This is a genomic window from Pseudomonas oryziphila (genome assembly GCF_003940825.1).
In the GTDB taxonomy this organism is placed as follows: Bacteria; Pseudomonadota; Gammaproteobacteria; order Pseudomonadales; family Pseudomonadaceae; genus Aquipseudomonas; species Aquipseudomonas sichuanensis.
Window position 1 is genome coordinate 4831381 of record NZ_CP034338.1, and the last position, 24193, is coordinate 4855573.

Annotated in this window: 20 protein-coding genes; 11 read left to right on the forward strand and 9 right to left on the reverse strand. The window is 63.8% G+C overall.

The window, feature by feature from the left end; all coding sequences use genetic code 11:
• The first annotated feature begins 7 nt into the window (after positions 1-7).
• The 5 genes from gcvP (at position 8) to EJA05_RS22620 (ending at position 6690) form a co-directional block, all read left to right on the forward strand.
• Positions 8-2863 (forward strand): aminomethyl-transferring glycine dehydrogenase, encoded by a 2856-nt coding sequence (gene gcvP / locus EJA05_RS22600; RefSeq protein WP_125860050.1) that lies wholly within the window; start codon positions 8-10, stop codon positions 2861-2863.
• 162 nt (positions 2864-3025) lie between these two features.
• The gene (locus tag EJA05_RS22605; protein WP_125465318.1) at positions 3026-4402 is read left to right on the forward strand and encodes an L-serine ammonia-lyase; all 1377 of its coding nucleotides are present in this window, start codon (positions 3026-3028) and stop codon (positions 4400-4402) included.
• Between the two features lie 26 nt (positions 4403-4428).
• On the forward strand, positions 4429-5550 hold the full coding sequence (gcvT, locus tag EJA05_RS22610) for a glycine cleavage system aminomethyltransferase GcvT (RefSeq protein WP_125860052.1): 1122 nt from the start codon (positions 4429-4431) through the stop codon (positions 5548-5550).
• 346 nt (positions 5551-5896) lie between these two features.
• On the forward strand, positions 5897-6109 hold the full coding sequence (locus tag EJA05_RS22615) for a cold-shock protein (RefSeq protein WP_010220199.1): 213 nt from the start codon (positions 5897-5899) through the stop codon (positions 6107-6109).
• 92 nt (positions 6110-6201) lie between these two features.
• Positions 6202-6690 carry an RDD family protein gene (locus EJA05_RS22620; protein WP_125465320.1) on the forward strand — a complete coding sequence of 163 codons (489 nt, stop codon included), beginning with the start codon at positions 6202-6204 and terminating at the stop codon, positions 6688-6690.
• Between the two features lie 82 nt (positions 6691-6772).
• Here EJA05_RS22620 and lptG read toward each other — a convergent pair whose 3' ends face one another.
• Positions 6773-7834 carry an LPS export ABC transporter permease LptG gene (gene lptG, locus EJA05_RS22625; protein ID WP_125465321.1) on the reverse strand — a complete coding sequence of 354 codons (1062 nt, stop codon included), beginning with the start codon at positions 7832-7834 and terminating at the stop codon, positions 6773-6775.
• Positions 7827-8942, reverse strand: coding sequence for an LPS export ABC transporter permease LptF (lptF, locus tag EJA05_RS22630; RefSeq protein ID WP_125465322.1), 1116 nt, complete (start codon positions 8940-8942; stop codon positions 7827-7829). The genes lptG and lptF overlap by 8 nt, the downstream gene beginning before the upstream one ends.
• A 289-nt stretch (positions 8943-9231) precedes the next feature.
• Between lptF and EJA05_RS22640 the strand changes: the two genes are divergently transcribed.
• The 5 genes from EJA05_RS22640 to rlmF all read left to right on the forward strand — a co-directional run bounded on the left by EJA05_RS22640 (position 9232) and on the right by rlmF (position 15668).
• Entirely contained in the window at positions 9232-10725 is a 1494-nt protein-coding gene (locus EJA05_RS22640) for a leucyl aminopeptidase (RefSeq protein ID WP_125860054.1), read from the forward strand.
• A 51-nt stretch (positions 10726-10776) separates the two neighbouring features.
• Positions 10777-11205 carry a DNA polymerase III subunit chi gene (locus EJA05_RS22645; protein ID WP_125860056.1) on the forward strand — a complete coding sequence of 143 codons (429 nt, stop codon included), beginning with the start codon at positions 10777-10779 and terminating at the stop codon, positions 11203-11205.
• Between the two features lie 5 nt (positions 11206-11210).
• Positions 11211-11579 carry a DNA polymerase III subunit chi gene (locus tag EJA05_RS22650; protein WP_125860058.1) on the forward strand — a complete coding sequence of 123 codons (369 nt, stop codon included), beginning with the start codon at positions 11211-11213 and terminating at the stop codon, positions 11577-11579.
• A gap of 204 nt (positions 11580-11783) precedes the next feature.
• On the forward strand, positions 11784-14630 hold the full coding sequence (locus EJA05_RS22660) for a valine--tRNA ligase (protein ID WP_125860062.1): 2847 nt from the start codon (positions 11784-11786) through the stop codon (positions 14628-14630).
• A gap of 99 nt (positions 14631-14729) precedes the next feature.
• Positions 14730-15668, forward strand: a complete 939-nt coding sequence (gene rlmF / locus EJA05_RS22665; protein WP_125860064.1) for a 23S rRNA (adenine(1618)-N(6))-methyltransferase RlmF — start codon at positions 14730-14732, stop codon at positions 15666-15668.
• Between the two features lie 129 nt (positions 15669-15797).
• Here rlmF and EJA05_RS22670 read toward each other — a convergent pair whose 3' ends face one another.
• Complete coding sequence (locus EJA05_RS22670; protein ID WP_110993227.1) at positions 15798-16079, reverse strand: HU family DNA-binding protein; 282 nt, start codon at positions 16077-16079, stop codon at positions 15798-15800.
• Positions 16080-16470: 391 nt separating this feature from the next.
• Here EJA05_RS22670 and yejK point away from each other — a divergent pair, with 391 nt between their 5' ends.
• Positions 16471-17478 (forward strand): nucleoid-associated protein YejK, encoded by a 1008-nt coding sequence (gene yejK / locus EJA05_RS22675; RefSeq protein ID WP_125465327.1) that lies wholly within the window; start codon positions 16471-16473, stop codon positions 17476-17478.
• A 261-nt stretch (positions 17479-17739) separates the two neighbouring features.
• Here the strand turns inward: yejK and EJA05_RS22685 are convergent, their stop codons facing one another.
• The 6 genes from EJA05_RS22685 to hisC form a co-directional block, all read right to left on the reverse strand.
• The gene (locus EJA05_RS22685; RefSeq protein ID WP_125860068.1) at positions 17740-18033 is read right to left on the reverse strand and encodes a GIY-YIG nuclease family protein; all 294 of its coding nucleotides are present in this window, start codon (positions 18031-18033) and stop codon (positions 17740-17742) included.
• Between the two features lie 43 nt (positions 18034-18076).
• A complete protein-coding gene (locus EJA05_RS22690; protein WP_110993224.1) occupies positions 18077-18547 on the reverse strand; it encodes a nuclear transport factor 2 family protein in 471 nt (156 codons plus the stop codon).
• A gap of 100 nt (positions 18548-18647) precedes the next feature.
• Positions 18648-19928 (reverse strand): CynX/NimT family MFS transporter, encoded by a 1281-nt coding sequence (locus EJA05_RS22695; RefSeq protein WP_125860070.1) that lies wholly within the window; start codon positions 19926-19928, stop codon positions 18648-18650.
• A gap of 13 nt (positions 19929-19941) precedes the next feature.
• Entirely contained in the window at positions 19942-20589 is a 648-nt protein-coding gene (locus EJA05_RS22700) for a FadR/GntR family transcriptional regulator (protein WP_223811871.1), read from the reverse strand.
• A gap of 1050 nt (positions 20590-21639) precedes the next feature.
• Positions 21640-22890, reverse strand: coding sequence for an IS256 family transposase (locus EJA05_RS22705; protein ID WP_125860074.1), 1251 nt, complete (start codon positions 22888-22890; stop codon positions 21640-21642).
• A 254-nt stretch (positions 22891-23144) separates the two neighbouring features.
• On the reverse strand, positions 23145-24191 hold the full coding sequence (gene hisC, locus EJA05_RS22710; protein WP_125860076.1) for a histidinol-phosphate transaminase: 1047 nt from the start codon (positions 24189-24191) through the stop codon (positions 23145-23147).
• Between the last annotated feature and the right edge of the window lie 2 nt (positions 24192-24193).

Consider the following 24193-nt stretch of genomic DNA (forward strand, 5'->3'; position numbering starts at 1 on the left):
ACCTGCCATGACCATCAACCTCGGCACCACCAACGAATTCATCGCCCGTCACATCGGCCCACGCGCCGCTGACGAGCAAGCCATGCTGGCCACCCTCGGTTTCGACTCGCTGGAGGCCATGAGCGCTGCGGTCATCCCCGACAGCATCAAGGGCACCAGCGTGCTGGGCAGCGAAGACGGCCAGAGCGAGGCCGATGCCCTCGCCGCCCTGAAAGCCATCGCCGCCAAGAACCAACTGTTCAAGAGCTACATCGGCCAGGGCTACTACAACACCCACACCCCGGCACCGATCCTGCGCAACCTCCTGGAAAACCCGGCCTGGTACACCGCCTACACTCCCTACCAGCCAGAAATCTCCCAAGGCCGCCTGGAAGCGCTGCTGAACTTCCAGACCCTGATCAGCGACCTGACCGGCCTGCCGATTGCCAACGCCTCCCTGCTCGACGAAGCCACCGCTGCCGCCGAGGCCATGACCTTCTGCAAGCGCTTGTCGAAGAACAAGGCCAGCCATGCCTTCTTTGCCTCGGTACACTGCCACCCGCAAACCCTCGACGTGCTGCGCACCCGCGCCGAACCGCTGGGTATCGACGTGGTGGTGGGCGACGAGCGTGAACTGAGCGACGCCAGCGCCTACTTCGGCGCCCTGCTGCAGTACCCGGCCAGCAATGGTGACGTGTTCGACTACCGCGCCGTGGTGCAGCAGTTCCACGCCGCCGGCGCCCTGGTGGCCGTGGCCGCCGACCTGCTGGCCCTGACCCTGCTGACCCCGCCTGGTGAATTCGAGGCCGACGTGGCCATCGGCAGCGCCCAGCGCTTCGGCGTGCCCCTGGGCTTCGGTGGCCCGCACGCGGCCTACTTCGCCACCCGTGACACGTTCAAACGCGACATGCCAGGCCGCCTGGTCGGCGTGTCGATCGACCGCTTCGGCAAGAGCGCCCTGCGCCTGGCCATGCAGACCCGCGAGCAGCACATCCGCCGCGAGAAGGCCACCAGCAACATCTGCACCGCCCAGGTACTGCTGGCCAACATTGCCAGCATGTACGCCGTGTACCACGGCCCGGCCGGCCTCAAGCGCATCGCCGAACGCACCCACGCGCTGACCGCGATCCTGGCCACCGGCCTGGTGAAACTGGGTGTGAAAGTGCTCACCAGCGATTTCTTCGACACCCTCACCCTGGCTACCGGCACCAACACCGCCGGCCTGCATGACAAGGCCCGCGCCCAGGGCATCAACCTGCGCCAGATCGACGCCGCGCACCTGGGCCTGTCGCTGGACGAAACCACCAGCCAGGCCGATATCGAAGCCCTGTGGCAGCTGTTCGCCGAAGGCCAGGCCACCCCGGACTTCGCCGCCCTGGCCGCGACTGTCGCCATGCGCCTGCCGGCCGCCCTGCTGCGCCAGTCGGCCATCCTTGAACACCCGGTGTTCAACCGCTACCACAGCGAAACCGAGCTGATGCGTTACCTGCGCCGGCTGGCCGACAAGGACCTGGCGCTGGACCGCACCATGATCCCGCTGGGCTCGTGCACCATGAAGCTCAACGCCGCCAGCGAGATGATCCCGGTGACCTGGGCCGAGTTCGGCAACCTGCACCCGTTCGCCCCGGCCGCGCAAAGCCAGGGCTACCTGCAGATGACCAGCGAGCTCGAAGCCATGCTCTGCGCGGCCACCGGCTACGACGCCGTATCGCTGCAGCCCAACGCCGGCTCGCAAGGCGAATACGCAGGCCTGCTGGCGATCCGCGCCTACCACCGCAGCCGTGGCGACAGCCATCGCGATATCTGCCTGATCCCGTCCTCGGCCCACGGCACCAACCCGGCCACCGCCCACATGGCCGGCATGCGTGTGGTAGTGACCGCCTGTGACGCCCGTGGCAACGTCGATATCGACGACCTGCGCGCCAAGGCCCTCGAGCACCGCGAACGCCTGGCCGCGATCATGATCACCTACCCGTCGACCCATGGCGTGTTCGAAGAAGCCATCGGCGAGATCTGCGCGATCATCCACGACAACGGCGGCCAGGTGTACATCGATGGCGCCAACATGAACGCCATGGTCGGCCTGTGTGCCCCGGGCAAGTTCGGCGGCGACGTGTCGCACCTGAACCTGCATAAGACCTTCTGCATCCCCCACGGCGGCGGCGGCCCGGGCGTCGGCCCGATCGGCGTCAAATCGCACCTGGCACCGTTCCTGCCGGGCCACGCAACGCTTGAAAACACCGCCGGCGCGGTATGCGCCGCACCGTTCGGCAGCGCGAGCATCCTGCCGATCACCTGGATGTACATTCGCATGATGGGTGGCGCCGGGCTCAAGCGCGCTTCACAGATGGCGATCCTCAACGCCAACTACATCGCCCGTCGCCTGGAAGAGCACTATCCTGTGCTGTACACCGGCGGCAACGGCCTGGTGGCGCATGAGTGCATCCTCGACCTGCGCCCGCTCAAGGACACCAGCGGCATCAGCGTCGACGACGTGGCCAAGCGCCTGATCGACTTTGGCTTCCACGCCCCGACCATGTCGTTCCCGGTGGCGGGCACGCTGATGATCGAGCCGACCGAGAGCGAATCGAAAGAGGAACTGGACCGCTTCTGCAACGCCATGATCCAGATCCGCGAAGAGATCCGCGCCGTGGAGAACGGCAGCCTGGACAAGGACGACAACCCGCTGAAGAACGCCCCGCACACCGCGGCGGAGCTGGCCGGCGAGTGGACCCACGGCTACAGCCGCGAGCAGGCGGTTTACCCGCTGCCGAGCCTGGTGGAAAGCAAGTACTGGCCACCGGTCGGCCGCGTCGACAACGTGTTCGGCGACCGCAACCTGGTCTGCGCCTGCCCGTCGATCGAGAACTATCAGGAGGTCTGATAGCCCTCGGGCCGACAGCGCGCCCTGTGGGAGCGGCGGTGCGCCGGTGCGATTTACCCGCGAATGCGATAGTGGTTTCACCGACGTATTCGCGGGTAAATCGCATCGGCGCACCGCCGCCCCCACAGGTTCACCGTCAACCTGTAGAGCCGGGAGGTCAGCATGTCACTTAGCGTCTTCGACCTGTTCAAGATCGGCATCGGCCCCTCCAGCTCCCACACGGTCGGGCCAATGCGCGCCGCCGCGCGCTTCGCCGAAGGCCTGCGCCGTGACGGTCTGCTGGCCGGCACGGTCAGCGTCAAGGCCGAGCTGTACGGCTCGCTCGGCGCCACCGGCAAGGGTCACGGCAGCGACAAGGCCGTGCTGCTCGGCCTTGAGGGCGAGCACCCGGACACCGTCGATACCGAAAGCATCCCCGCCCGCCTGAAGGCGATCCGCGACAGCGGCCAGCTGCGCCTGCTCGGCGAGCATGAGATCGAATTCGTCGAAAAACAGCACCTGGCGATGATCCGCAAGCCGCTGGCCTACCACCCCAATGGCATGATCTTCCGTGCCTTCGATGCGGCCGGGTTGCAGATCCGCAGCCGCGAGTACTACTCGGTGGGTGGCGGTTTCGTGGTCGATGAAGAGGCCGCCGGCCATGACCGCATCGTCGAGGACAGCACCGTGCTGCCCTACCCGTTCAAGACCGGCAAGCAGTTGCTCGGGCATTGCGCCGCGCAACAGTTTTCGTTCAGCCAGGTGATGCTGGCCAACGAAGCGGCATGGCGCCCCGAGGCCGAAACCCGCGCCGGGCTATTGCGCATCTGGCAGGTGATGCAGGACTGCGTCGAGGCCGGTTGCCGCCACGAGGGCATCCTGCCGGGTGGGCTGAAGGTCAAGCGCCGCGCGCCGGCGCTGTACCGCCAGCTCAGCCAGCACCCGGAAGCCAGCCTGCGCGATGCCCTGTCGGTGCTCGACTGGGTCAACCTTTACGCCCTGGCGGTGAACGAGGAAAACGCCTACGGCGGGCGCGTGGTCACGGCGCCGACCAATGGCGCGGCCGGCATCGTGCCCGCGGTGCTGCACTACTACATGCGCTTCGTCCCCGGCGCCAACGAGGATGGAGTGGTGCGCTTCCTGCTCACCGCAGCGGCGATCGGCATTCTGTACAAGGAGAACGCGTCGATTTCCGGCGCCGAGGTGGGCTGCCAGGGCGAGGTCGGCGTGGCCTGCTCGATGGCTGCCGGGGCCTTGTGCGAGGTGATGGGGGGGACCCCGCAGCAGGTGGAGAACGCCGCCGAGATCGGCATGGAACATAACCTGGGCCTGACCTGCGACCCCATCGGCGGGCTGGTCCAGGTGCCCTGCATCGAGCGCAACGCCATGGGCTCGGTGAAGGCGATCAATGCGGTGCGCATGGCCCTGCGCGGCGACGGGCAGCATTACGTCTCGCTCGACAAGGTCATCCGCACCATGCGCCAGACCGGCGCCGACATGAAAAGCAAATACAAGGAGACCGCCCGCGGCGGTCTGGCCGTCAACATCATCGAATGTTGACCCGAACAAAAACCAAGGAGTCACCGATGTCCGAAACACTGCTCAAGACCCCACTGCACGCCCTGCATCTCGAACTGGGCGCACGCATGGTGCCGTTCGCCGGCTATGACATGCCGGTGCAGTACCCGCTGGGGGTGCTCAAGGAGCACCTGCACACCCGCGAGCAGGCCGGCCTGTTCGACGTCTCGCACATGGGCCAGATCGTCCTGCGCGGCAGCGATGCGGCCCGCGCGCTGGAAACCCTGGTGCCAGTGGACATCATCGACCTGCCGGTGGGCATGCAGCGCTATGCCATGTTCACCAACGAACAAGGCGGCATTCTTGACGACCTGATGGTCGCCAACCTGGGGGACGACACCCTGTTCCTGGTGGTCAACGCCGCCTGCAAGGACCAGGACCTGGCCCACCTGCACAAGCATATCGGCGATCGCTGCGAGATCCAGCCGCTGTTCGAAGCGCGTGCCCTGCTCGCCCTGCAAGGCCCGGCGGCGGTCAAGGTGCTGGAACGCCTGGCGCCGGAAGTGGCCGGCATGACCTTCATGCAGTTCCGCCCGGTCACCTTGCTGGGCAGCGAATGCTTCGTCAGCCGCTCGGGCTACACCGGTGAAGACGGCTACGAGATCTCGGTACCGGCGACCGCCGCCGAAGCCCTGGCCCGCCGTCTGCTAGCCGAGCCGGAAGTGCAGCCGATCGGCCTCGGTGCGCGCGATTCGCTGCGCCTGGAAGCCGGCCTGTGCCTGTACGGCCACGACATGAATAGCGCCACCACGCCGATCGAGGCCAGCCTGCTGTGGGCGATCTCCAAGGTGCGCCGTGCCGACGGCGCGCGTGCAGGTGGTTTCCCCGGCGCCGCAGCCGTATTCGCCCAACAGCAACAAGGCGTTGCACGCAAGCGCGTAGGCCTGCTGCCGCAGGAACGCACCCCGGTGCGCGAGGGTGCCGAAATTGTCGACGGCACCGGCAAAATGGTTGGCCAGGTGTGCAGCGGTGGATTTGGCCCGACCCTCGGCGCACCGGTGGCGATGGGCTATGTCGATACCGAACATGCGGCACTGGACACGGCATTGTTCGCTGTCGTGCGTGGCAAGCAAGTTGCCCTTAAAGTCAGCAGAATGCCTTTCGTGGCACAGCGTTACTACCGCGGTTGATTGACGGTTTGGGCAGGTTCGGCATATTCGTTTCCGAACCTGCCCAATAACTTCTGAACATAGCGCCAGGCCAGGCGCCATGCCGCTTCGGGCAAATCGCTCAAGGCTTCGGAAAAGCCTGATTTTCACCCCGGCGCAGGGCTTGTTTTTCGCTCGACAGTTGGCGTAGAGTCACTGCACTGTGTTTGCATGGGTCGCAACAGTTCGTGACCTGGGCCAGTAGCCGCAATTTGCTACAACCCGTTCGACGTCTCTTACTTTCCTGCAACCCAGCCCAGTACTCTTTCACGTACATAACGTGTGAAAGAAACTGTCATCAAATTCAAGTTTCATAGGAAATAAGACAATGTCCCAACGTCAGAGCGGTACCGTCAAGTGGTTCAATGACGAGAAAGGTTTCGGTTTCATCACCCCTGAAAGCGGTCCGGATCTGTTCGTGCACTTCCGTGCCATTCAGGGCAACGGCTTCAAGAGCCTGAAAGAAGGCCAGAAAGTGACCTTCATTGCCGTGCAAGGCCAGAAAGGCATGCAGGCTGACGAAGTCATCGCAGAAGCCTGACTTCTTAAAAAAAGCCCCTGTGTTGACGCACAGGGGCTTTTTTGTGCCCGCAATTCCATAGAATGGGCCTTTGCCATCTGGAGCCGTCGTGCATGTCCAAGCCTTTGCTCAATCCCCAGGGTGAATTCCCCCCCGTCGGCCTGGGCCGCCGATTGGCAGCGATGTTCTATGACTTCCTGCTGTGCACCGCCCTGCTGATCGTGACCGCCGGTGCCTACAAGATGATCCAGATGGCGATCATCGGCGAAGCACGCATGCGCGAACTGACCGAGGCCGGCGCGCTGGATGGCGACCCACTGCTGTCGACCATCCTGCTGTTCGCGCTGTTCGGCTTCTTCGCCAAGTTCTGGACCCATGGCGGCCAGACCCTTGGCATGCAGGTATGGGGACTGCGCGTACAGAACGCCGATGGCAGCGCCATCAGCCTGTGGCAGGCGTTACTGCGTTTTGTGGTGTCGATCGCTTCATGGCTGTGCCTGGGGCTGGGCTTTATCTGGTCACTGTTCGACAAGCGCAAGCGCAGCTGGCACGACATCTACTCCGACACGCAGTTGGTGCGACTGCCAAAGCGTAAAAAGTGATTGGCCGCTCCTACAGAGGGTACAGTGAGCAGCCAATAAAAAAGCCGACCCAAGGGTCGGCTTTTTTATTGCTGTCACGTCATCAACCGGCCCGACGCAACATCCACACACCCGCCAGCGCACAGATCCCGGCCGGGATCAGTACCGCCAGCAACGGCGGAAAGCCGAACACCTGGCTCGACGGGCCAAGCAGGTCGCCGGCGATGCGGAACACGAAGCCCACCAGCACACCGGTGAACACGCGCTGGCCGAGAGTGACCGAACGCAGCGGCCCGAAGATGAAGGAGATCGCCATCAGCACCAGCGCTGCCGTCACCGCCGGTTGCAGCACCTTGGTCCAGAAGGCCAGCCAGTAACGGGCATTGTTCAGGCCCTGGTCGGAAAGGTAGTGGATGTAGTCCCACAGGCCAGTGATCGACAGCGACTCCGGCGCCAGCACCACGGTGTTGAGCAGCTCGGGGGTGACCGAGACATCCCACGGTTCCTGGGCGTTCTTCACCACTTCGGTGTGATCGCCACGGAAATAAGTGGTGCTCACATCGCTAAGCATCCAGCGGTTGTCGCTGTACTGGGCCTTGCGCGCAAAGCTCGAGGTGAGGATCTTGCGCTGGTCGTCGAAGCGGTAACGGGTGACACCCAGCAGCAGGCCGTTGGGCTGCACCGAGTTGATGTGCACGAACTCTTCGCCCTGGCGATGCCACATGCCGCGCTTGGAGCTTTGCGCCTCACCACCACCCTGGGCCAGCGAGCGGTCGGCCTGGGCCTTGTTCTCGGTAGCGGGGGCGACGTATTCGCCGATCAGCACGCCCACCAGCATCAGCACCAGCATGGGCTTCATCACCGCCCAGACGATGCGGCCAATGGATACACCGGCGGCACGCATGATGGTCAGTTCGCTGCTGCTGGCCAGGCTGCCCAGGCCGATCAGGCAGCCGATCAGCGCCGCCATCGGCAACATGTCGTAGAGCCGGCGCGGCGCGGTCAGCAGCACGTAGCTGCTGGCGTCCAGCACGGTGTAGGTGTCGCTCAGGTCGCTCATCTCATCGATGAAGGCGAACAGCGAAGCCAGACCGAGGATGATGCCCAGCACGGCAAGAATGGCCAGCAGCACGCTCTGGCCGATGTAGCGATCCAGTTTAACCACGGGCCACCTCCGCACGGCGCGCGGCGCGCTTGAGGCGCAGCGGCTCCCAGTACATCAGCCCCAGGCCGATGAGCAGGAACAGGCCATGGACCCACCAGATACCCAGTGAAATGGGCAACTTGCCCTTCTCAAGGGCGCCACGCACGGAAATCAGCATCGTCAGATAGGCCATGTACAGAAGAATCGCCGGCAGCAGCTTGAGGAAGCGGCCCTGGCGTGGGTTGACGCGGGACAGCGGTACCGCCAGCAGGGTCACGACGAACACCAGCAGCGGCAGCGACAGCCGCCACTGCAGTTCGGCGCGCTCACGCGTACCGTTCTGGCCGAGCAACTGGGAGGTGGGGATCGCTTCACGCTCGGTCACGTCTTCGGCGACTTCCGGCTTGGGCAGCAGCACACCGTAGGTGTCGTACTTGATCGCACGGTAGTCGGCCTGGCCGGGGTTGCCGTCATAGCGGTAGCCGTTCTCCAGCACCAGGTAGCGGTTGCCGTCGGCCTGCACTTCCTGGTGGCCCTTCTCGGCAACCAGCACCGAAGGCGCGCGGTCCTTGGTCTTGTCCTGGTTGAAGCGCTTCTCGGAGATGAACACCCCGGCCAGGTTTATACGGTCGTCGGACAGCTGCTCGGTGTAGGTCACCCGGGAGCCGTCACGCAGGGTCTGGAAACGGCCCGGCACCAGGGTGTCGAACTCGGTCAGCGCATCCTGCTGGGCAATGATCTTCTGCACCTGGGCCACGCCGAGCGGCGCCAGGCTCAGGCTCAGCCAGGCCACCAGCAGGGCGACCAGCGCCGCCGGCGCCATGGTCATTGCCAGCAGGCGTTGCTGGCTCATGCCCGTGGCCGAGAGCACGGTCATCTCGCTTTCGAGATAGAGCCGGCCATAGGCGAGCAGGATGCCGAGGAACAGGCCCAGGGGCAGGATCAGTTGCAGGAAACCCGGCAGGCGGTAGCCCATGATCAGGAACAGCACGCTCGGGTCGAGCACGCCCTGGGCGGCCTGGGCCAGGTACTTGATGAAGCGCCCGCTCATGATGATCACCAACAGCACGGCGCTGACGGCGCTCAAGGTCAGCAGGACCTCGCGGGACAGATAACGAAAGACGATCAAACCAGACACTCCTGGGTTGTCAGGGGCGGACAGCCATACGAACGATTCGCAACAGCCAGGACCAATGCCGGTTCGCCAAGGCGAACCTCCATGTAAAGTGCGCGCATTATCCTGTGATTGACGGCGCCTGTCACTTGGCCGCGCATGACAGAGCACATCGGGGTTGTCATGAAGGTTGCGCCAGGCTCAAACTGGCAGCTTTTCCGCTGGCCGGCAAAGGCCGCCAGCCCCGTATTCCGAGCGCCTGCGAAAGACAGCGCGCACTCACAGACCATTCGGGGATCCAGACATGGAACTGGTTGTAAAAAGCGTAGCCGCCGCATCCGTCAAGACCGCCACCTTGGTGGTGCCGGTGGGTGAGGGGCGCAAGCTCGGCAATATCGCCAAGGCCGTCGACCAGGCCACCGACGGCGCCATCAGTGCGCTGCTCAAGCGCGGTGACCTGGCCGGCAAGCCGGGCCAGACCCTGCTGCTGCACAGCCTGCCCGGCCTCAAGGCCGAGCGCGTGCTGCTGGTGGGCAGCGGCAAGGAAGAGGCGCTGGGTGACCGCGCCTGGCGCAAGCTGGTCGCCAGTGTCGCCGGCGTGCTCAAAGGCCTCGGCGGTACCGATGCGGTGCTGGCCCTGGACGATATCGCCGTGACCGCCCGTGACGGCCACTACGGCAAATACCGCCTGCTGGCCGAAACCCTGCTCGACGGCAACTACGTGTTCGACCGTTTCAAGAGCCAGAAGGCCGAGCCGCGTGCACTGAAGAAAGTCACCCTGCTGGCCGACAAGGCCGGCCAGGGCGAAGTGGAGCGCGCCGTCAAGCACGCCACCGCCATCGCCAGCGGCATGACCTTCACCCGTGACCTGGGCAACCTGCCGCCGAACATCTGTCACCCAAGCTTCCTCGCCGACCAGGCCAAGGAACTGGGCAAGGCGCACAAAGGCCTCAAGGTCGAAGTGCTGGACGAGAAGAAGATCAAGGACCTGGGCATGGGCGCGTTCTACGCCGTGGGCCAGGGCAGCGATCAGCCACCGCGTCTGATCGTGATGAACTATCAGGGCGGCAAGAAAGCCGACAAACCTTACGTACTGGTCGGCAAGGGCATCACTTTCGACACCGGCGGCATCAGCCTGAAGCCAGGTGCCGGCATGGATGAGATGAAGTACGACATGTGCGGCGCCGCCAGCGTGTTCGGCACGCTCAAGGCCGTGCTGGAACTGCAGTTGCCGATCAACCTGGTGTGCCTGCTGGCGTGCGCCGAGAACATGCCGAGCGGCGGCGCCACCCGCCCGGGCGACATCGTGACCACCATGAGCGGCCAGACCGTCGAGATCCTCAACACCGACGCCGAAGGCCGCCTGGTGCTGTGCGACACCCTCACCTACGCCGAGCGCTTCAAGCCCCAGGCGGTGATCGACCTGGCCACCCTGACCGGCGCCTGCATCGTCGCCCTGGGCAGCCACACCTCGGGCCTGATGGGCAACAACGACGAATTGATCGGCCAGTTGCTGGACGCCGGCAAGCGCGCCGACGACCGCGCCTGGCAGCTGCCGCTGTTCGACGAGTACCAGGAGCAACTGGACAGCCCATTCGCCGACATCGCCAACATCGGCGGCCCCAAGGCCGGCACCATCACCGCCGGCTGCTTCCTGTCGCGCTTCGCCAAGGCCTACCACTGGGCACACCTGGACATCGCCGGCACCGCCTGGATCAGCGGCGGCAAGGACAAGGGGGCCTCGGGCCGCCCGGTGCCACTGCTGACCCAGTACCTGCTCGACCGCGCCGGCGCCTGATGGCGCACGGTCAGTGGCGCCTGCTGGCGCCACTGGCTGGCGAAACCAACCATGAGCAAAGTCGACTTCTATATCCTGCCCACCGACTCGCTGTCGGCGCGGCTGGATTTTGCCTGCAAGCTGTGCGAGAAGGCCTGGCGCCTCGGCCACCGGGTCTACCTGCACTGCCAGGACGAGGCGCAACGCCACGAACTGGACCTGCTTCTTTGGCAGTTCAAGGGCGAGGCCTTCGTGCCCCACGACCACGCCGAACTGCACCAGGACGCCCGCGTGGCGCTGGGCATCGGCAGCGAGGCCGGCGAGCACCGTGACCTGCTGATCAACCTGGGCGGCGATGTGCCCGGGTTCGCCAAGCAGTTCGAGCGAGTCGCCGAAATCGTCGTCGAGGCACCGGCGATCCGCCAGGCCGCCCGAGAACGATTCCGTTTCTACCGCGAACAGGGCTATGCTCTGCAAGACCACCGCTTACAGCGACTCTGACGACGATGGATAAGCAGCTGAACTCCCTCACCCATTCCGCCCACCTGCTCGACGATCTCGAATCGATTCGCGAACTGCTAGGTGACGCCAACCTGCAACCGCCGCTGCTGACCGAGACGGTTGAGCAGATTCCACTGTTGCTCGATGAGCCCGCCGGCGCACAGCCAGTCGCCCAGGCGACAGCCGCTGCGGCCCCAGAAGAGGATGCCCAGCCCCGCCGCCAGGACACCCTGCTGCACCTGGACGCCGAACTGCGTGCCGCCGCCGCGCAGATCATGCAGGACGTGATCAACGACTTCACCCCGCATATCGAGACCGAGATCAAGCGCCGGCTGGATGCGCGCCTGGAACGCCTGCTCAAGCGCTCCGAATAAGCTGCCCCTTTCAGCGCCTTCTTCGCGGGTAAACCCGCTCCCACAGGTACAGCGCTGTCCTTGAGTGCAGCACTGTACCTGTGGGAGCGGGTTTACCCGCGAAAAGCCTCACTCGGTGCAATGTCACTACACCGTGTCCCCTGCCGTCTCGCCGTTGTATACTTCCCGGCTTTCCTGAACAAATGCCATAGGGTCCCGCCGCGCATGGACAAGACCTACCAGCCGCACGCCATCGAAACTTCCTGGTACAACACTTGGGAGTCCGAGAACTACTTCGCCCCACAAGGTGCAGGCGAGTCCTACACCATCATGATCCCGCCGCCGAACGTCACCGGTAGCCTGCACATGGGTCATGGCTTCAACAATGCGATCATGGACGCCCTGATCCGCTTCCGCCGCATGCAGGGCCGCGACACCCTGTGGCAGCCAGGCACCGACCACGCCGGTATCGCCACCCAGATGCTCGTTGAGCGCCAGCTGGAAGCCAAAGGCCAGAACCGCCACGACCTGGGCCGCGACAAGTTCCTGGAGAAGGTCTGGGAGTGGAAGGATCAGTCCGGTGGCAACATCAGCCGCCAGATCCGCCGCCTGGGCTCTTCGGTGGACTGGAGCCGCGAGCGCTTCACCATGGACGACGGCCTGTCGGACGCGGTCAAGGAAGCCTTCGTGCGCCTGCATGAAGACGGCCTGATCTACCGCGGCAAGCGCCTGGTCAACTGGGACACCAAGCTGCACACGGCGATCTCCGACCTCGAAGTGGAAAACCACGACGAGAAAGGCCACCTGTGGAACCTGCGCTACCCGCTGGCCGACGGCGCCAAGACCGCCGAAGGCAAGGACTACCTGGTGGTCGCCACCACCCGTCCGGAAACCCTGCTGGGTGACGCCGCCGTGGCCGTCAACCCGAACGACGAGCGCTACCAGGCGCTGATCGGCAAGTTCGTCAAGCTGCCGCTGGTCGGCCGCCTGATCCCGATCATCGCCGACGACTACTGCGACCCCGAGTTCGGCACCGGCTGCGTGAAGATCACCCCGGCCCACGACTTCAACGACTATGAAGTCGGCAAGCGCCACAACCTGCCGCTGCTGAACATCTTCGACAAGAATGCGATGGTGCTGGCCAGTGCCCAGGCGTTCAACCTCGATGGCAGCGTCAACGAGCAGATCGATACCAGCCTGCCCGCGCAGTACGCCACCCTCGATCGTTTTGTCGCGCGCAAACAGATCGTTGCCGACCTCGACGCCCAGGGCCTGCTGGTCAGCATCGACGATCACGCCCTGAAAGTACCGAAGGGCGACCGTTCCGGCACCGTCATCGAGCCGTGGCTGACCGACCAGTGGTACGTGTCCACCAAGCCGCTGGCCGAACCGGCCATTGCCGCCGTGGAAGACGGCCGTATCCAGTTCGTGCCGAAACAGTACGAGAACATGTACTTCTCCTGGATGCGTGACATTCAGGACTGGTGCATCAGCCGCCAGCTGTGGTGGGGCCACCGCATCCCGGCCTGGTACGACGAGGCTGGCCAGGTCTATGTCGGCCGCGACGAGGCCGAAGTGCGCGCCAAGCACAACCTGGGCAGCGATGTGAAACTGCGCCAGGACGACGACGTGCTCGACACCTGGTTCAGCTCGGGCCTGTGGACCTTCTCCACCCTGGGCTGGCCGGAACAGACCGAGTTCCTCAAGAAGTTCCACTCCACCGACGTGCTGGTCACCGGCTTCGACATCATTTTCTTCTGGGTCGCCCGGATGATCATGCTGACCATGCACCTGATCAAGAACGAAGACGGCACCCCGCAGGTCCCGTTCAAGACCGTGTACGTGCACGGCCTGGTGCGTGATGGCCAGGGCCAGAAGATGTCCAAGTCCAAGGGCAACGTGCTCGACCCGCTGGACATCGTCGACGGCATCACCCTCGACGCCCTGCTGGAAAAACGCACCAGCGGCATGATGCAGCCCAAGCTTGCCGAGAAGATCGCCAAGCAGACCAAGGCCGAGTTCCCCGAAGGTATCGCCAGCTACGGCACCGACGCCCTGCGCTTCACCTTCTGCTCGCTGGCCTCCACCGGCCGTGACATCAAGTTCGACATGGGCCGTGTCGAGGGTTACCGCAACTTCTGCAACAAGATCTGGAACGCCGCCCGCTACGTGCTGGACAAGGGCGAGGACTGCGGCCAGAACGGCGAGGCCTACGAGCTGTCGCTGGCTGATCGCTGGATCATCTCGCAGCTGCAGCGCACCGAAGCCGAAGTGACCCGCCAGCTCGAGCAGTTCCGCTTCGACCTGGCCAGCCAGGCGCTGTACGAGTTCATCTGGAACCAGTACTGCGACTGGTACCTGGAGCTGTCCAAGCCGGTGCTGTGGGACGAGAACGCCCCGGTCGAGCGCGCCCGCGGCACCCGTCGCACCCTGGTGCGCGTGCTGGAAGTGGCGCTGCGCCTGGCCCACCCGTTCATGCCGTTCATCACCGAAGAAATCTGGCAGCGCATCGCACCGCTGGCTGGCATCGACGGCAAGACCATCATGCTGCAGCCGTGGCCAGAAGCGAACGAGAGCCGCATCGACGCCGCCGCCGAAGGCGACATCGAATGGCTCAAGGAGCTGATGGTCGGCCTGCGCAACATCCGCGCCGAGATGAACATCGGCCCGGGCAAGCCGCTGCCGCTGTTCCTGAAGAACGCCAACGCCGACGACCAGCGTCGCCTGCAGGAGAACGAAGCCCTGCTGAAGAAACTGGCCAAGGTCGAGTCGTTCACCGTGCTGGGCGAACAGGACGAAGCACCGCTGTCGGCCACCGCGCTGGTCGGTGACCTGCAAGTGCTGGTACCGATGGCCGGCCTGATCGACAAGGACGCTGAGCTTGCACGCCTGAACAAGGAAATCCAGCGCCTGCAGGGCGAAGTCCAGCGCGTGGGCGGCAAGCTGTCCAACGCTGCCTTCGTCGACAAGGCCCCGCCTGCCGTGATCGAAAAAGAGCGCGCCAAGCTGGCCGAGTCGGAACAGGCCCTGGCCAACTTCACCGAGCAGCATGCGCGGATCGCTGCGCTGTAACATTCAGTGAAGCTATCGCGGGGCAAGCTCGCTCCCACGGGATCCGCACCGGACTCGTGGGAGCGGGCTTGCCCCGCGATGCTTTTCAGGACCGAAACCATGACCGACAAACCCACCCTGCACCCCCGCAACCGTCACCAGGGCCGCTATGACTTCCCGGCACTGATCAAGGCCCATCCGGACCTCGCCCGCTTCACCATCACCAACCCCTACGGCAAACCCAGCATCGACTTCGCCAACCCCGAAGCCGTGCGGGTGTTCAACCGTGCGCTGCTCAAGGCCCAGTACGGCATCCAGCACTGGGACATCCCGGCCGACTACCTGTGCCCGCCGATCCCGGGCCGCGCCGACTACATCCATGTGGCCGCCGACCTGCTGGCCGCCGACAACGCCGGCGAGGTGCCACGCGGCGCCCAGGTGCGCGTGCTGGACATCGGCGTGGGTGCCAACTGCATCTACCCGCTGCTCGGCCACAGCGACTACCGCTGGCGCTTCACTGGCTCCGACATCGACCCGATCGCCCTGGCCTCGGCCAAGGCCATCGTCCAGGCCAACCAACTGGACAAGGCCATCGGCCTGCGCCTGCAAGCCGAGCGCAAGAAAATCCTCAGCGGCTTGTTGCAGGAGGGCGAGCGCTTCGACCTGACCCTGTGCAACCCGCCCTTTCATGCCTCGCGCGAAGAAGCCACCCGCGGCAGCCAGCGCAAATGGAAGAACCTCGGCAAGCAGGACCCCAAGCGCAAGCTGCCGGTGCTGAACTTTGGCGGGCAGAACAACGAACTGTGGTGCGAAGGCGGCGAGATCCGTTTCGTCAGCCAACTGATCGATGAAAGCGTGCAGTACGCAGCGCAAGTGCTGTGGTTCACCAGCCTGGTATCCAAGGCCAGCAACCTGCCGGGCATCGAGGCGGCGCTGAAGAAGGCCGGAGTGAAGGCCTTGCATGTCGTCGAGATGGGCCAGGGGCAGAAGCAGAGCCGCATGGTCGCGTGGAGCTTCCATGACGACGAGGCGCGCAAGGGCTGGCTGACCAAGCGCTGATCTTTCTGTGGGAGCCGGCTTGCCGGCGATCCAGGCGACACGATGGAGGGCACCGGCAAGCCGGCTCCCACAAGCACAAAAAAACCGCGCCCGGGCAAGCCGGGCGCGGTCTCGTCAACGCAGCAACAATTACTTGTTGATGGCGTCGTTCAGCGACTTGGCCGGAACGAACTTGACGACTTTCTTGGCAGCGATTTCGATGGCAGCGCCAGTCGAAGGGTTGCGGCCGGTACGGGCAGGACGCTCGGAGACTTTCAGCTTGCCGATGCCTGGCAGGGTGATTTCGGCGCCGTTTTCCAGTTGGTCGGCGACGATCTGGCCCAGTTGCTCCAGGGCGTTGCGCGCGGTGGTTTTTGGCGCGTCGATGGCTTCAGCGATATCGGCAATCAGTTGGTCTTTGGTCAGTGCCATGGTGGTGTTCCTTCCCTATCAAATCAGAGGTTGTGCAGCGTGCTTGGTCGGTGGTCGGGCCAGCCCGGGACAATCCAGAGGCCGCGTCGATCGCGTATGTAGATGCGCAAATCGGCGTTTGGTTCGAAACCCCGCCAGCACGCTGCCAGCAATGCGCCACTCAAGGGGCGCAAGACCGCGCAAAGCTACCACAGGAATCGATAAATATCCGCTGTCGACACTGATTTTGTGCAGGTTTTTCGGGGGTTTAAGGAAAAAACGCACAAAAATGAACAAAAAACGAACAACCGCCATTTCTGCCAACATCTGGCCACTGCATCGCCCCCACCCTGAGGTAAACTGAGCGACTTTGCAGCGCGGCCTCGCCCCCGCTTACATCACAGAGAATTCCATGCCAATCCGTCATTGCATCGTTCACCTGATCGACAAGAAGCCCGATGGCAGCCCCGCTGTACTGCATGCGCGCGACAGCGAACTGGCGGCCTCGGATGCCATCGAAAACCTGCTGGCCGACCTCAACGACAGCTACAACGCCAAGCAAGGCAAAGCCTGGGGCCTGTTCCATGGCGAATCGGGCGCCTACCCGTTCAGCGGCTGGCTCAAGCAGTACCTGGAACAGGAAAAGGACTTCACCAGCTTCAGCCGCGTCGCCGTCGAGCACCTGCAGAAGCTGATGGAAGAATCCAACCTGTCCACCGGCGGCCACGTCTTGTTCGCCCACTATCAGCAGGGCATGACCGAGTACCTGGCAATCGCCCTGCTGCACCACAGCGAAGGCGTGGCGGTGAACGCCGAACTCGACGTGACGCCATCGCGCCACCTCGACCTTGGCCAGCTGCACCTGGCCGCGCGGGTGAATCTGTCCGAGTGGAAGAACAACCAGAACTCCAAGCAGTACATCTCGTTCATCAAGGGCAAGAACGGCAAGAAAGTCTCGGATTACTTCCGTGACTTCATCGGTTGCCAGGAAGGCGTGGACGGCCCGGGCGAAACCCGCACCCTGCTCAAGGCCTTCAGCGATTTCGTCGAGAAGGAAGACCTGCCGGAAGAATCCGCCCGGGAAAAGACCCAGACCCTGGTCGACTACGCCACCTCACAGACCAAGATGGGCGAGCCGATGGGCCTCGAAGAGCTGTCCAGCCTGATCGACGAGGACCGCCCACAGGCGTTCTTCGATCACATCCGCAACAGTGACTACGGCCTGTCGCCGGAAATCCCCGCCGATAAACGCACGCTCAATCAGTTCCGCCGTTTCACCGGGCGGGCCGAAGGGCTGTCGATCAGCTTCGAGTCGCACCTGCTGGGTTCGAAGATCGAGTATGACGAGGAAGCGGGGACGCTGGTGATCAAGGGGCTGCCGACGCAGTTGGTCGATCAGCTGAAGCGGCGCAAGGACTGAACATACGCTGTGGGAGCAACTGTCTTACTGTAGGAGCGGCCTTGTGTCGCGATTGGGTCGCGAAGCGGCCCCAGTTTTCAGCAACGCAACAAAAATCGCCGGGGCTGCTGCGCAGCCCTTTCCGACCGGTCCGGCGCCCCGGCAAGGCCGCTCCTACAGTTGTCGTGCAATACATGTGGGAGCGGGTTTACCCGCGAAGCAGGCAACACGGCGGATGGCACCGGCTTTGCCGGTGTTCGCGGGTAAACCCGCTCCCACAAATCAGTGCGCTGAGGTTTCGCAATAGGAGGCAACAAGCGCCTCCTTGGCCTTCTTGCGCAGCTTCTTCACCAGGCGCTCCTGGCGCAGCGCTTCGCCTTTGTCCGGCCACTGCTCCACGTACACCAGCGCCTGCGCCGGGCTGGTCTTGAAGTAACGTGCGCCCTGCCCCTTCTGGTGCTTGATGAAGCGCCGCTGCGGATCATCGCTGATGCCGCAGTACAGCGAGCCATTGGCGGCCCGCACCAGGTAGACGTACCAGGGTTTGCACTCGACGGTGGAAGGTATCTCGCTCACGGCTCGATTCGATACAGCTGAAGATGGCCGCCAGCTTACCCGCTCAGCGCGCCTGCTGGAACGCCCGCAGCCCTTTGAAGGCTTGCTGGCGAACCTTGTTCTGCAGCATCGGCGACCAGCCAAGCAACACCCCCGGCATGCCCAACGCCTGGCGCGACCAGCGCCACAGGTCAAAGCTGTCGTCGTGCTGGCAGATCAGCCCGTCGCGGATCACGAAACGCGCCTGGATATCGTTGACCACTACCCGCCCGGTCTGGCTGAACAGGTAGGTTGCCACCCAGTGGGCCTCGCCGCCGCGCTCATCGCTGCGAACGTTGTCGAAGGTCAGGGTGAAGTCCTTGGCGCGGCGGGTGAGCATCCGCCACATATCGCCGGCATCCTGACCGCGCAAGGTGCCGAACACCGGGTCGCTGAAGGCGATGTCGTCGCTGTAGCAGGCCACCATGGCCTCGGCATCCAGGCGCTGGAAGGCCTGGTAGAAACGGGTGATCAGGGCGCTGTTGGCATCGCTCATGGAGTGGTCCTGCGAAGATACGGAACCCGCACGATACTGCCTGGCTCGCAGCAGTACCATGCCCATTCGCGCCGTGAATGATGATCGCGGGCGGCGTGCTCTACACCCGCTCGCTGCTGACCTGCACATGCAGGGCCCGCCCGGCGCCCAGCCCGAACGCGATAGCCCCTATCCCCAGCACTGCGAAGATCCAGCCCAGGGCATCCCAGCCCCCGGTCAGGTCATGCACCAGGCCGACGGCGAAGGGACCGGTGGACGCCAGGGTGTACCCCACCCCTTGGGCCATGCTCGACAGGTTGGCAGCCACGTGCGCATCCCTGGAGCGCAACACGATCAGGGTCAAGGCCAGGGCAAAGGTGCCGCCCTGGCCCAGCCCCAGCAGCACCGCCCAGCCCCACAGCCCGTCAATAGGCGCGTAGAGGCAGCCGAACAGGCCGGCCAGGGTTACCAGCATCACCACCACGATAGCCAACCGCTGGTCCTTGCCACGGGTCGCCAGCCACGGCGCGCTCAGTGAGCTGATCAGTTGCACCAGCACCGATCCCGACAGCACCAGGCCTGCCTCGGTCGGGCTCAGGCCTCGGCCCACCAGGATCGAGGGCAGCCAGCCGAAGACAATGTAGGCCAGCGACGACTGCAAGCCCATGTACAGCGTCACCTGCCAGGCCAGTGGGTCACGCCACAGCCCGCGTACCCGATACGCCACCTTATGCAGGCCGTGGCCCTGTTGTGCCTGGGGCAGCCAGACCAGCATCGCCAACAGCGCCGGCAGCATCCAGAAACCCAGGCCCAGCGCCCAGCTGTCATCGAAGTGCTGGCTCAGCGGCACGGTTGCGCCGGCGGCCAGCGCCGCCCCCAGGCACAAGGCCATGGTGTAGACCCCAGTCAGGGTGCCGGCATGTTGCGGGAAGTCGCGCTTGACGATACCCGGCAGCAGCACACCGATGATGCCGATGCTCGCCCCCGCCATCAGGCTGCCGAGGAACACCCCCGTCACGCCCAGTGCGCTGCGCACCAGGATGCCCAGGGCCAGGGTGAGGAGGATCCCGAGGATCACCCGCTCGCTGCCGAAGCGCCGTGCCAGGATCGGCGCCAGCGGCGCGAACAGCCCCAGGCAGAGCACCGGCAAGGTGGTCAGCAAGCCCGCTTGCGAGGCGTTGAGGCCGAGGCTTTGCGAGACCTGGCCCAGCGCCGGCGCCATGCTCGACAGGGCCGGGCGCAGGTTCAGTGCTACCAGCACCAGGCCCAGCAACAGCAGCCAGGGCCGGCGCAACAGCACCGGCTGTTGCTGCACTTGCTCGTCGTCAGCCTCGGCGTCGATGAGCAGTTCGTCGAGCTCCGCTTCGCGGGGAGTCGTGTCGCGTGTCATAGGTTCGGCCATGGCCGTCTCCCGTTCAGGATTCGATAAGGGTTCGGCTCAGGCGCTTGGCCAGTTCCGGGTCGCGCTGTGCGACGGCGTCGAGAATCTGCTCATGCAGGTCGAACACCGCCTGGCAACGGGGGACGGTGGTCATGTTGTGCTGCAGGGCGGCGGCCGCCACGCCGGAGAAGTAGCGGTAGAGTTCGCTGAGCGCCGGGTTGTGGGCGGCATCCACCAGGCGCTGGTGGAAATTGATGTCGCATTCGACGTAGGCGTCCACGTCCCCCTGGAAGTGCGCCGCGCTGTGCTGCAGGGCTTGGCGCAGTTCGCGCAGGTCCTGTTCGGTGCGGCGCAGCGCCGCCAGGCCGATGGCTTCGGCTTCGAGGATGTGGCGGGTTTCGCGGGCGTGCTCGACGGTGCAATGGGCCATGGCCTGCACGGCTTGCAGGGGGTCCTGAGCGGTGCGCAGGTAGCTGCCGTCGCCTTGGCGGATTTCGACCAGGCCGCTGAAGGCCAGGACGCGCATGGCTTCGCGCACGGTGTTGCGGCTGATGCCGAGGTCGCTGGCCAGTTCGGGTTCGGTGGGCAGGCGCTGGCCTATCGACCAAGTGCCTTGGGCAATGCGATCGCGGAGCTGGTCGACGGCTTGCTCGACCAGGGAGCGTTTGATCAGGAGGGTCACCTGGGCACGTCCAGTCATCGGATGAATTTTTGGGGTGGTGGGACGATAGCGGGTTGGGGTGGGGGTGGCAAGGTTCGGGTTCGGCGTTCGGCGTTCGGCGTTCGGCGTTCGGCGTTCGGCGTTCGGCGTTCGGCGTTCGGCGTTCGGCGTTCGGCGTTCGGCGTTCGGCGTTCGGCGTTCGGCGTTCGGGTTTCAGGGTGTTGGTTTTTGTAGATGTATGCGCATTCAGCGGCGATGGCGACTTTTAGTCACCTTTCCGCCCTTACGGCGGCCTACTTTGGTCTTGGCCAAAGTAGGCAAAGCCGCCCGCTCCCATCATACGGCCCCTGCGCTGCGCTCCGGGGTCCCCTCGCTCCGGTGCCTTCCGGGCCCGCGCGGCCTACGACTTGCTGCGCAAGTCTACATCTCGCGCCTTCGGCTTACGCCGAAGGGTGCTGCGCACCAGGGCCCTACAGTCACCTCCACTCGGCCTCCTGAAGTCGCAATTTGTGTTGCCTGGACTATTGCGCGCTTAGAAGCAAAAGCAAAAACAGATCAAGAGCAGATCAAGAGCAGTGATACGGCTATCTAGGTTTGGCTGTTGTTTATGTGTTGTTTATTCGGGCCCTATCGCCGGCAAGCCGGCTCCCACAGGTGCCGCGCAAGGCTGAAAGTTCGCACTAACCTGTGGGAGCTGGCTTGCCAGCGATTGCAATCCTGAGTTCCCAACCCATCCAACTAGCGTCAGCTAACGCCAGCCCAGGCGCCGCCCCTAACTTCGCGACTTCAGGAGGCTGAGCGCAGGCGTCTGGAGGGCCCTGGTGCGCAGCACCCTTCGGCGTAGCCGAAGGCGCGAGATGTAGACTTGCGCAGCAAGTCGGAGGCCGCGCGGGCCCGGAGGACGCCGGAGCGAAGGGACCCGGAGCGCAGCGGAGGGCCGTATGAATGGAGCGAGCGGTTTTTGGTTACTTTTTTCCAAGAAAAAAAGTAACCCGCCGTAAGGGCGGAAGGGACTGTCAGATTTTTTGTGTGCGGGCCGGTAATGGCCTGCCGCTAGGCAGGCCCTGATTCTCACCAGGTTGGCCTGATGAACCGATCTCCATACAGAATCGCAAATTGATTCATCGCGCTTTTCCAGTCATGGGCCGGTTTTCCCCAATTGGCTGTGATGTTGCGCAATCCCAGCCAAATCAGTTTGGTCGCTGCATCATCATTCGGGAAATGTCCGCGAGTCTTGATGACCTTGCGTAGCTGGGCATTGATGCTCTCGATGGCGTTGGTGGTATAGATCACCTTTCGGATGGCGGGCGGGAAAACAAAGAATGGAATCACGCGATCCCAAGCCCGTCGCCAAGCAGCCACCACCGTCGGATATTTCTCGCCCCACGGCCCGTTCTCAAACTCATCGAGTGCTTGCTCTGCCGCTTCAGCATTGATGGCTTGGTAAATCGGCTTCAGCTCCTTGGCCAGAGCCCGCCGCTTGTCCCAGGCCGCGTAGTCGAGGCTGTTGCGGATCAGGTGCACGATGCACGTCTGCAGCGTCGTTTCTGGAAACACTGCGCTGAGGGCCTCTGGCATGCCTTTGAGGCCATCGGTCACGGCAATCAGCACATCTTCGACGCCACGCTTCTTGAGGTCGTTAAAGACCTTCATCCAGAACTTCGCACCCTCGGTGTTCTCGATCCAGATGCCCAGGATATCGCGCGTCCCGTCGGGGAGAACGCCCAGGGCCAAGTAAATGGCCTTGTTGCGAACCAGACCTTCTTCGCGGATCTTCACCCGCAGCGCATCGAAGAAAATGACCGGGTACATCGGCTCCAGTGGCCGCTGTTGCCACGCGCCAATCTCTTCCATGACCTCGTCTGTCACAGAGCTGATGAAATCGGGTGAAACGTCGGTTCCATACTGCTCGGACAGGAAGGCCCGGATCTCTCTGACCGTCATTCCACGGGCGTACATGGCGATGATTTTGTCATCGAATCCGGTGTAACGGCGCTCATGCTTGGGGATCAGAATGGGCGAGAAGCTGCCGTCACGGTCCCGAGGGATATCCAGCCGTAGCGGGCCATCGCCTGTCAGCACTGTCTTGCCACTCGTGCCATTGCGCTGGTTGGTCTCATCCTCTGGGCGCTGCGCGCCCGGAGGATAGCCCAGGTGATGGCCAAGTTCGGCGTTCAGGGCCCGCTCGATCAACGCTTTCTTGAAGGCGGCAGAAGCCTCTTCGATAGCCTCTGCGGTCATCAGTGGGGTTGCGGAAAACTGTTCAAGCAGCTCTTTCGGGACCTTCGGTAACTCTCGAAGCGATTTCTTTTTGGTTGGCATGCATGCACCTCTTACTCATGGTATGCCCGAACACAAAATTTCTGACACCCTCGGGCGGAAAGGTGACTACGCGTCGACATCACAAATGAATGCGCATAAAACTTTCAAAACAACAACAACAACAACAACAACAACAACAACAACAACAACAACAACAACAACAACAACAACAACAACAACAACAAAGGGCGAATCAGGAGAAAACCAACCAACCCCCAATTCGCCCCAGCATCAACAACTCAAATCAACTCAAATCAATCAAGCGCATCAAGCAACGCCTGATTCATCTCCGGCGTCCCAACCGTAATCCGCAAGAACTGCGCAATCCGCGCCTGCTTGAAGTGCCGCACAATAACCCCCTGCTCCCGCAGCCGCGCCGCAATCCCCGCCGCATCCTGCTGCGGATGCCGGGCAAAGATGAAGTTCGCCGCCGAAGGCAACACCTCGAACCCCCGCGCCTGCAACGCCGCAACCAACACCTCACGGCTCTCGACCACCTTGCGGCACGTCTCGTCAAAGTACTCGCGATCCTCGAACGCCACCGCAGCCCCGACAATCGCAGCCCGATCCAACGGGTAAGAGTTGAAGCTGTTCTTGATCCGCTCCAGCGCCTCGATCAGGTCAGCATGCCCCACCGCCAGGCCAACCCGCAGGCCAGCCAGCGAACGCGACTTGGACAGCGTCTGCGTCACCAGCAGGTTGTCATAGCGATCAACCAGGCTGATGGCCGTCTCGCCACCAAAGTCGATGTACGCCTCGTCCACCACCACTACCGAATCCCGATTGGCCTGCAGCAGCTGCTCCACGGCCTCAAGCGGCAGCAGGCAACCGGTCGGTGCATTGGGGTTGGGGAAGATGATCCCGGCGTTCGGCTTGTTGTAGTCCGAAACGCGAATCTGGAACTGCTCGTCCAGCGCCACCTGCTCGTAGGGGATGCCGTACAGGCCGCAGTACACCGGGTAGAAGCTGTAGCTGACGTCCGGGAACAGCAACGGCGCATCGTGCTGGAACAGGCCGTGGAAGATGTGCGCCAGCACCTCGTCCGAGCCGTTGCCGACAAACACCTGCGCCGGGGTGACGCCATAGTACTCGGCCACCGCCTGCTTGAGCCGGTCACCATTCGGGTCCGGGTACAGGCGCAGGTTGTCGTTCAACTCGCCACGCATGGCCTCCAGCGCCTTGGGCGATGGGCCATAGGGGTTCTCGTTGGTGTTGAGCTTGACCAGTTTGGCCAACTTGGGCTGCTCGCCCGGCACGTAGGGCACCAAGTCCTTGACGAAGGGACTCCAGAAACGACTCATGC

Excerpts from the sequence above, each read along its gene's own strand:
- gcvP (WP_125860050.1), top strand. The coding sequence starts at position 8 with ATGACCATCAACCTCGGCACCACCAACGAATTCATCGCCCGTCACATC.
- yejK (WP_125465327.1), top strand. The coding sequence starts at position 16,471 with ATGCCAATCCGTCATTGCATCGTTCACCTGATCGACAAGAAGCCCGAT.
- gcvT (WP_125860052.1), top strand. The coding sequence starts at position 4,429 with ATGTCCGAAACACTGCTCAAGACCCCACTGCACGCCCTGCATCTCGAA.
- EJA05_RS22615 (WP_010220199.1), top strand. The coding sequence starts at position 5,897 with ATGTCCCAACGTCAGAGCGGTACCGTCAAGTGGTTCAATGACGAGAAA.
- EJA05_RS22645 (WP_125860056.1), top strand. The coding sequence starts at position 10,777 with ATGAGCAAAGTCGACTTCTATATCCTGCCCACCGACTCGCTGTCGGCG.
- EJA05_RS22670 (WP_110993227.1), bottom strand. The coding sequence starts at position 16,079 with ATGGCACTGACCAAAGACCAACTGATTGCCGATATCGCTGAAGCCATC.
- EJA05_RS22695 (WP_125860070.1), bottom strand. The coding sequence starts at position 19,928 with ATGGCCGAACCTATGACACGCGACACGACTCCCCGCGAAGCGGAGCTC.
- rlmF (WP_125860064.1), top strand. The coding sequence starts at position 14,730 with ATGACCGACAAACCCACCCTGCACCCCCGCAACCGTCACCAGGGCCGC.
- EJA05_RS22605 (WP_125465318.1), top strand. The coding sequence starts at position 3,026 with ATGTCACTTAGCGTCTTCGACCTGTTCAAGATCGGCATCGGCCCCTCC.
- EJA05_RS22640 (WP_125860054.1), top strand. The coding sequence starts at position 9,232 with ATGGAACTGGTTGTAAAAAGCGTAGCCGCCGCATCCGTCAAGACCGCC.
- EJA05_RS22705 (WP_125860074.1), bottom strand. The coding sequence starts at position 22,890 with ATGCCAACCAAAAAGAAATCGCTTCGAGAGTTACCGAAGGTCCCGAAA.
- EJA05_RS22690 (WP_110993224.1), bottom strand. The coding sequence starts at position 18,547 with ATGAGCGATGCCAACAGCGCCCTGATCACCCGTTTCTACCAGGCCTTC.
- EJA05_RS22620 (WP_125465320.1), top strand. The coding sequence starts at position 6,202 with ATGTCCAAGCCTTTGCTCAATCCCCAGGGTGAATTCCCCCCCGTCGGC.
- EJA05_RS22660 (WP_125860062.1), top strand. The coding sequence starts at position 11,784 with ATGGACAAGACCTACCAGCCGCACGCCATCGAAACTTCCTGGTACAAC.
- hisC (WP_125860076.1), bottom strand. The coding sequence starts at position 24,191 with ATGAGTCGTTTCTGGAGTCCCTTCGTCAAGGACTTGGTGCCCTACGTG.
- EJA05_RS22650 (WP_125860058.1), top strand. The coding sequence starts at position 11,211 with ATGGATAAGCAGCTGAACTCCCTCACCCATTCCGCCCACCTGCTCGAC.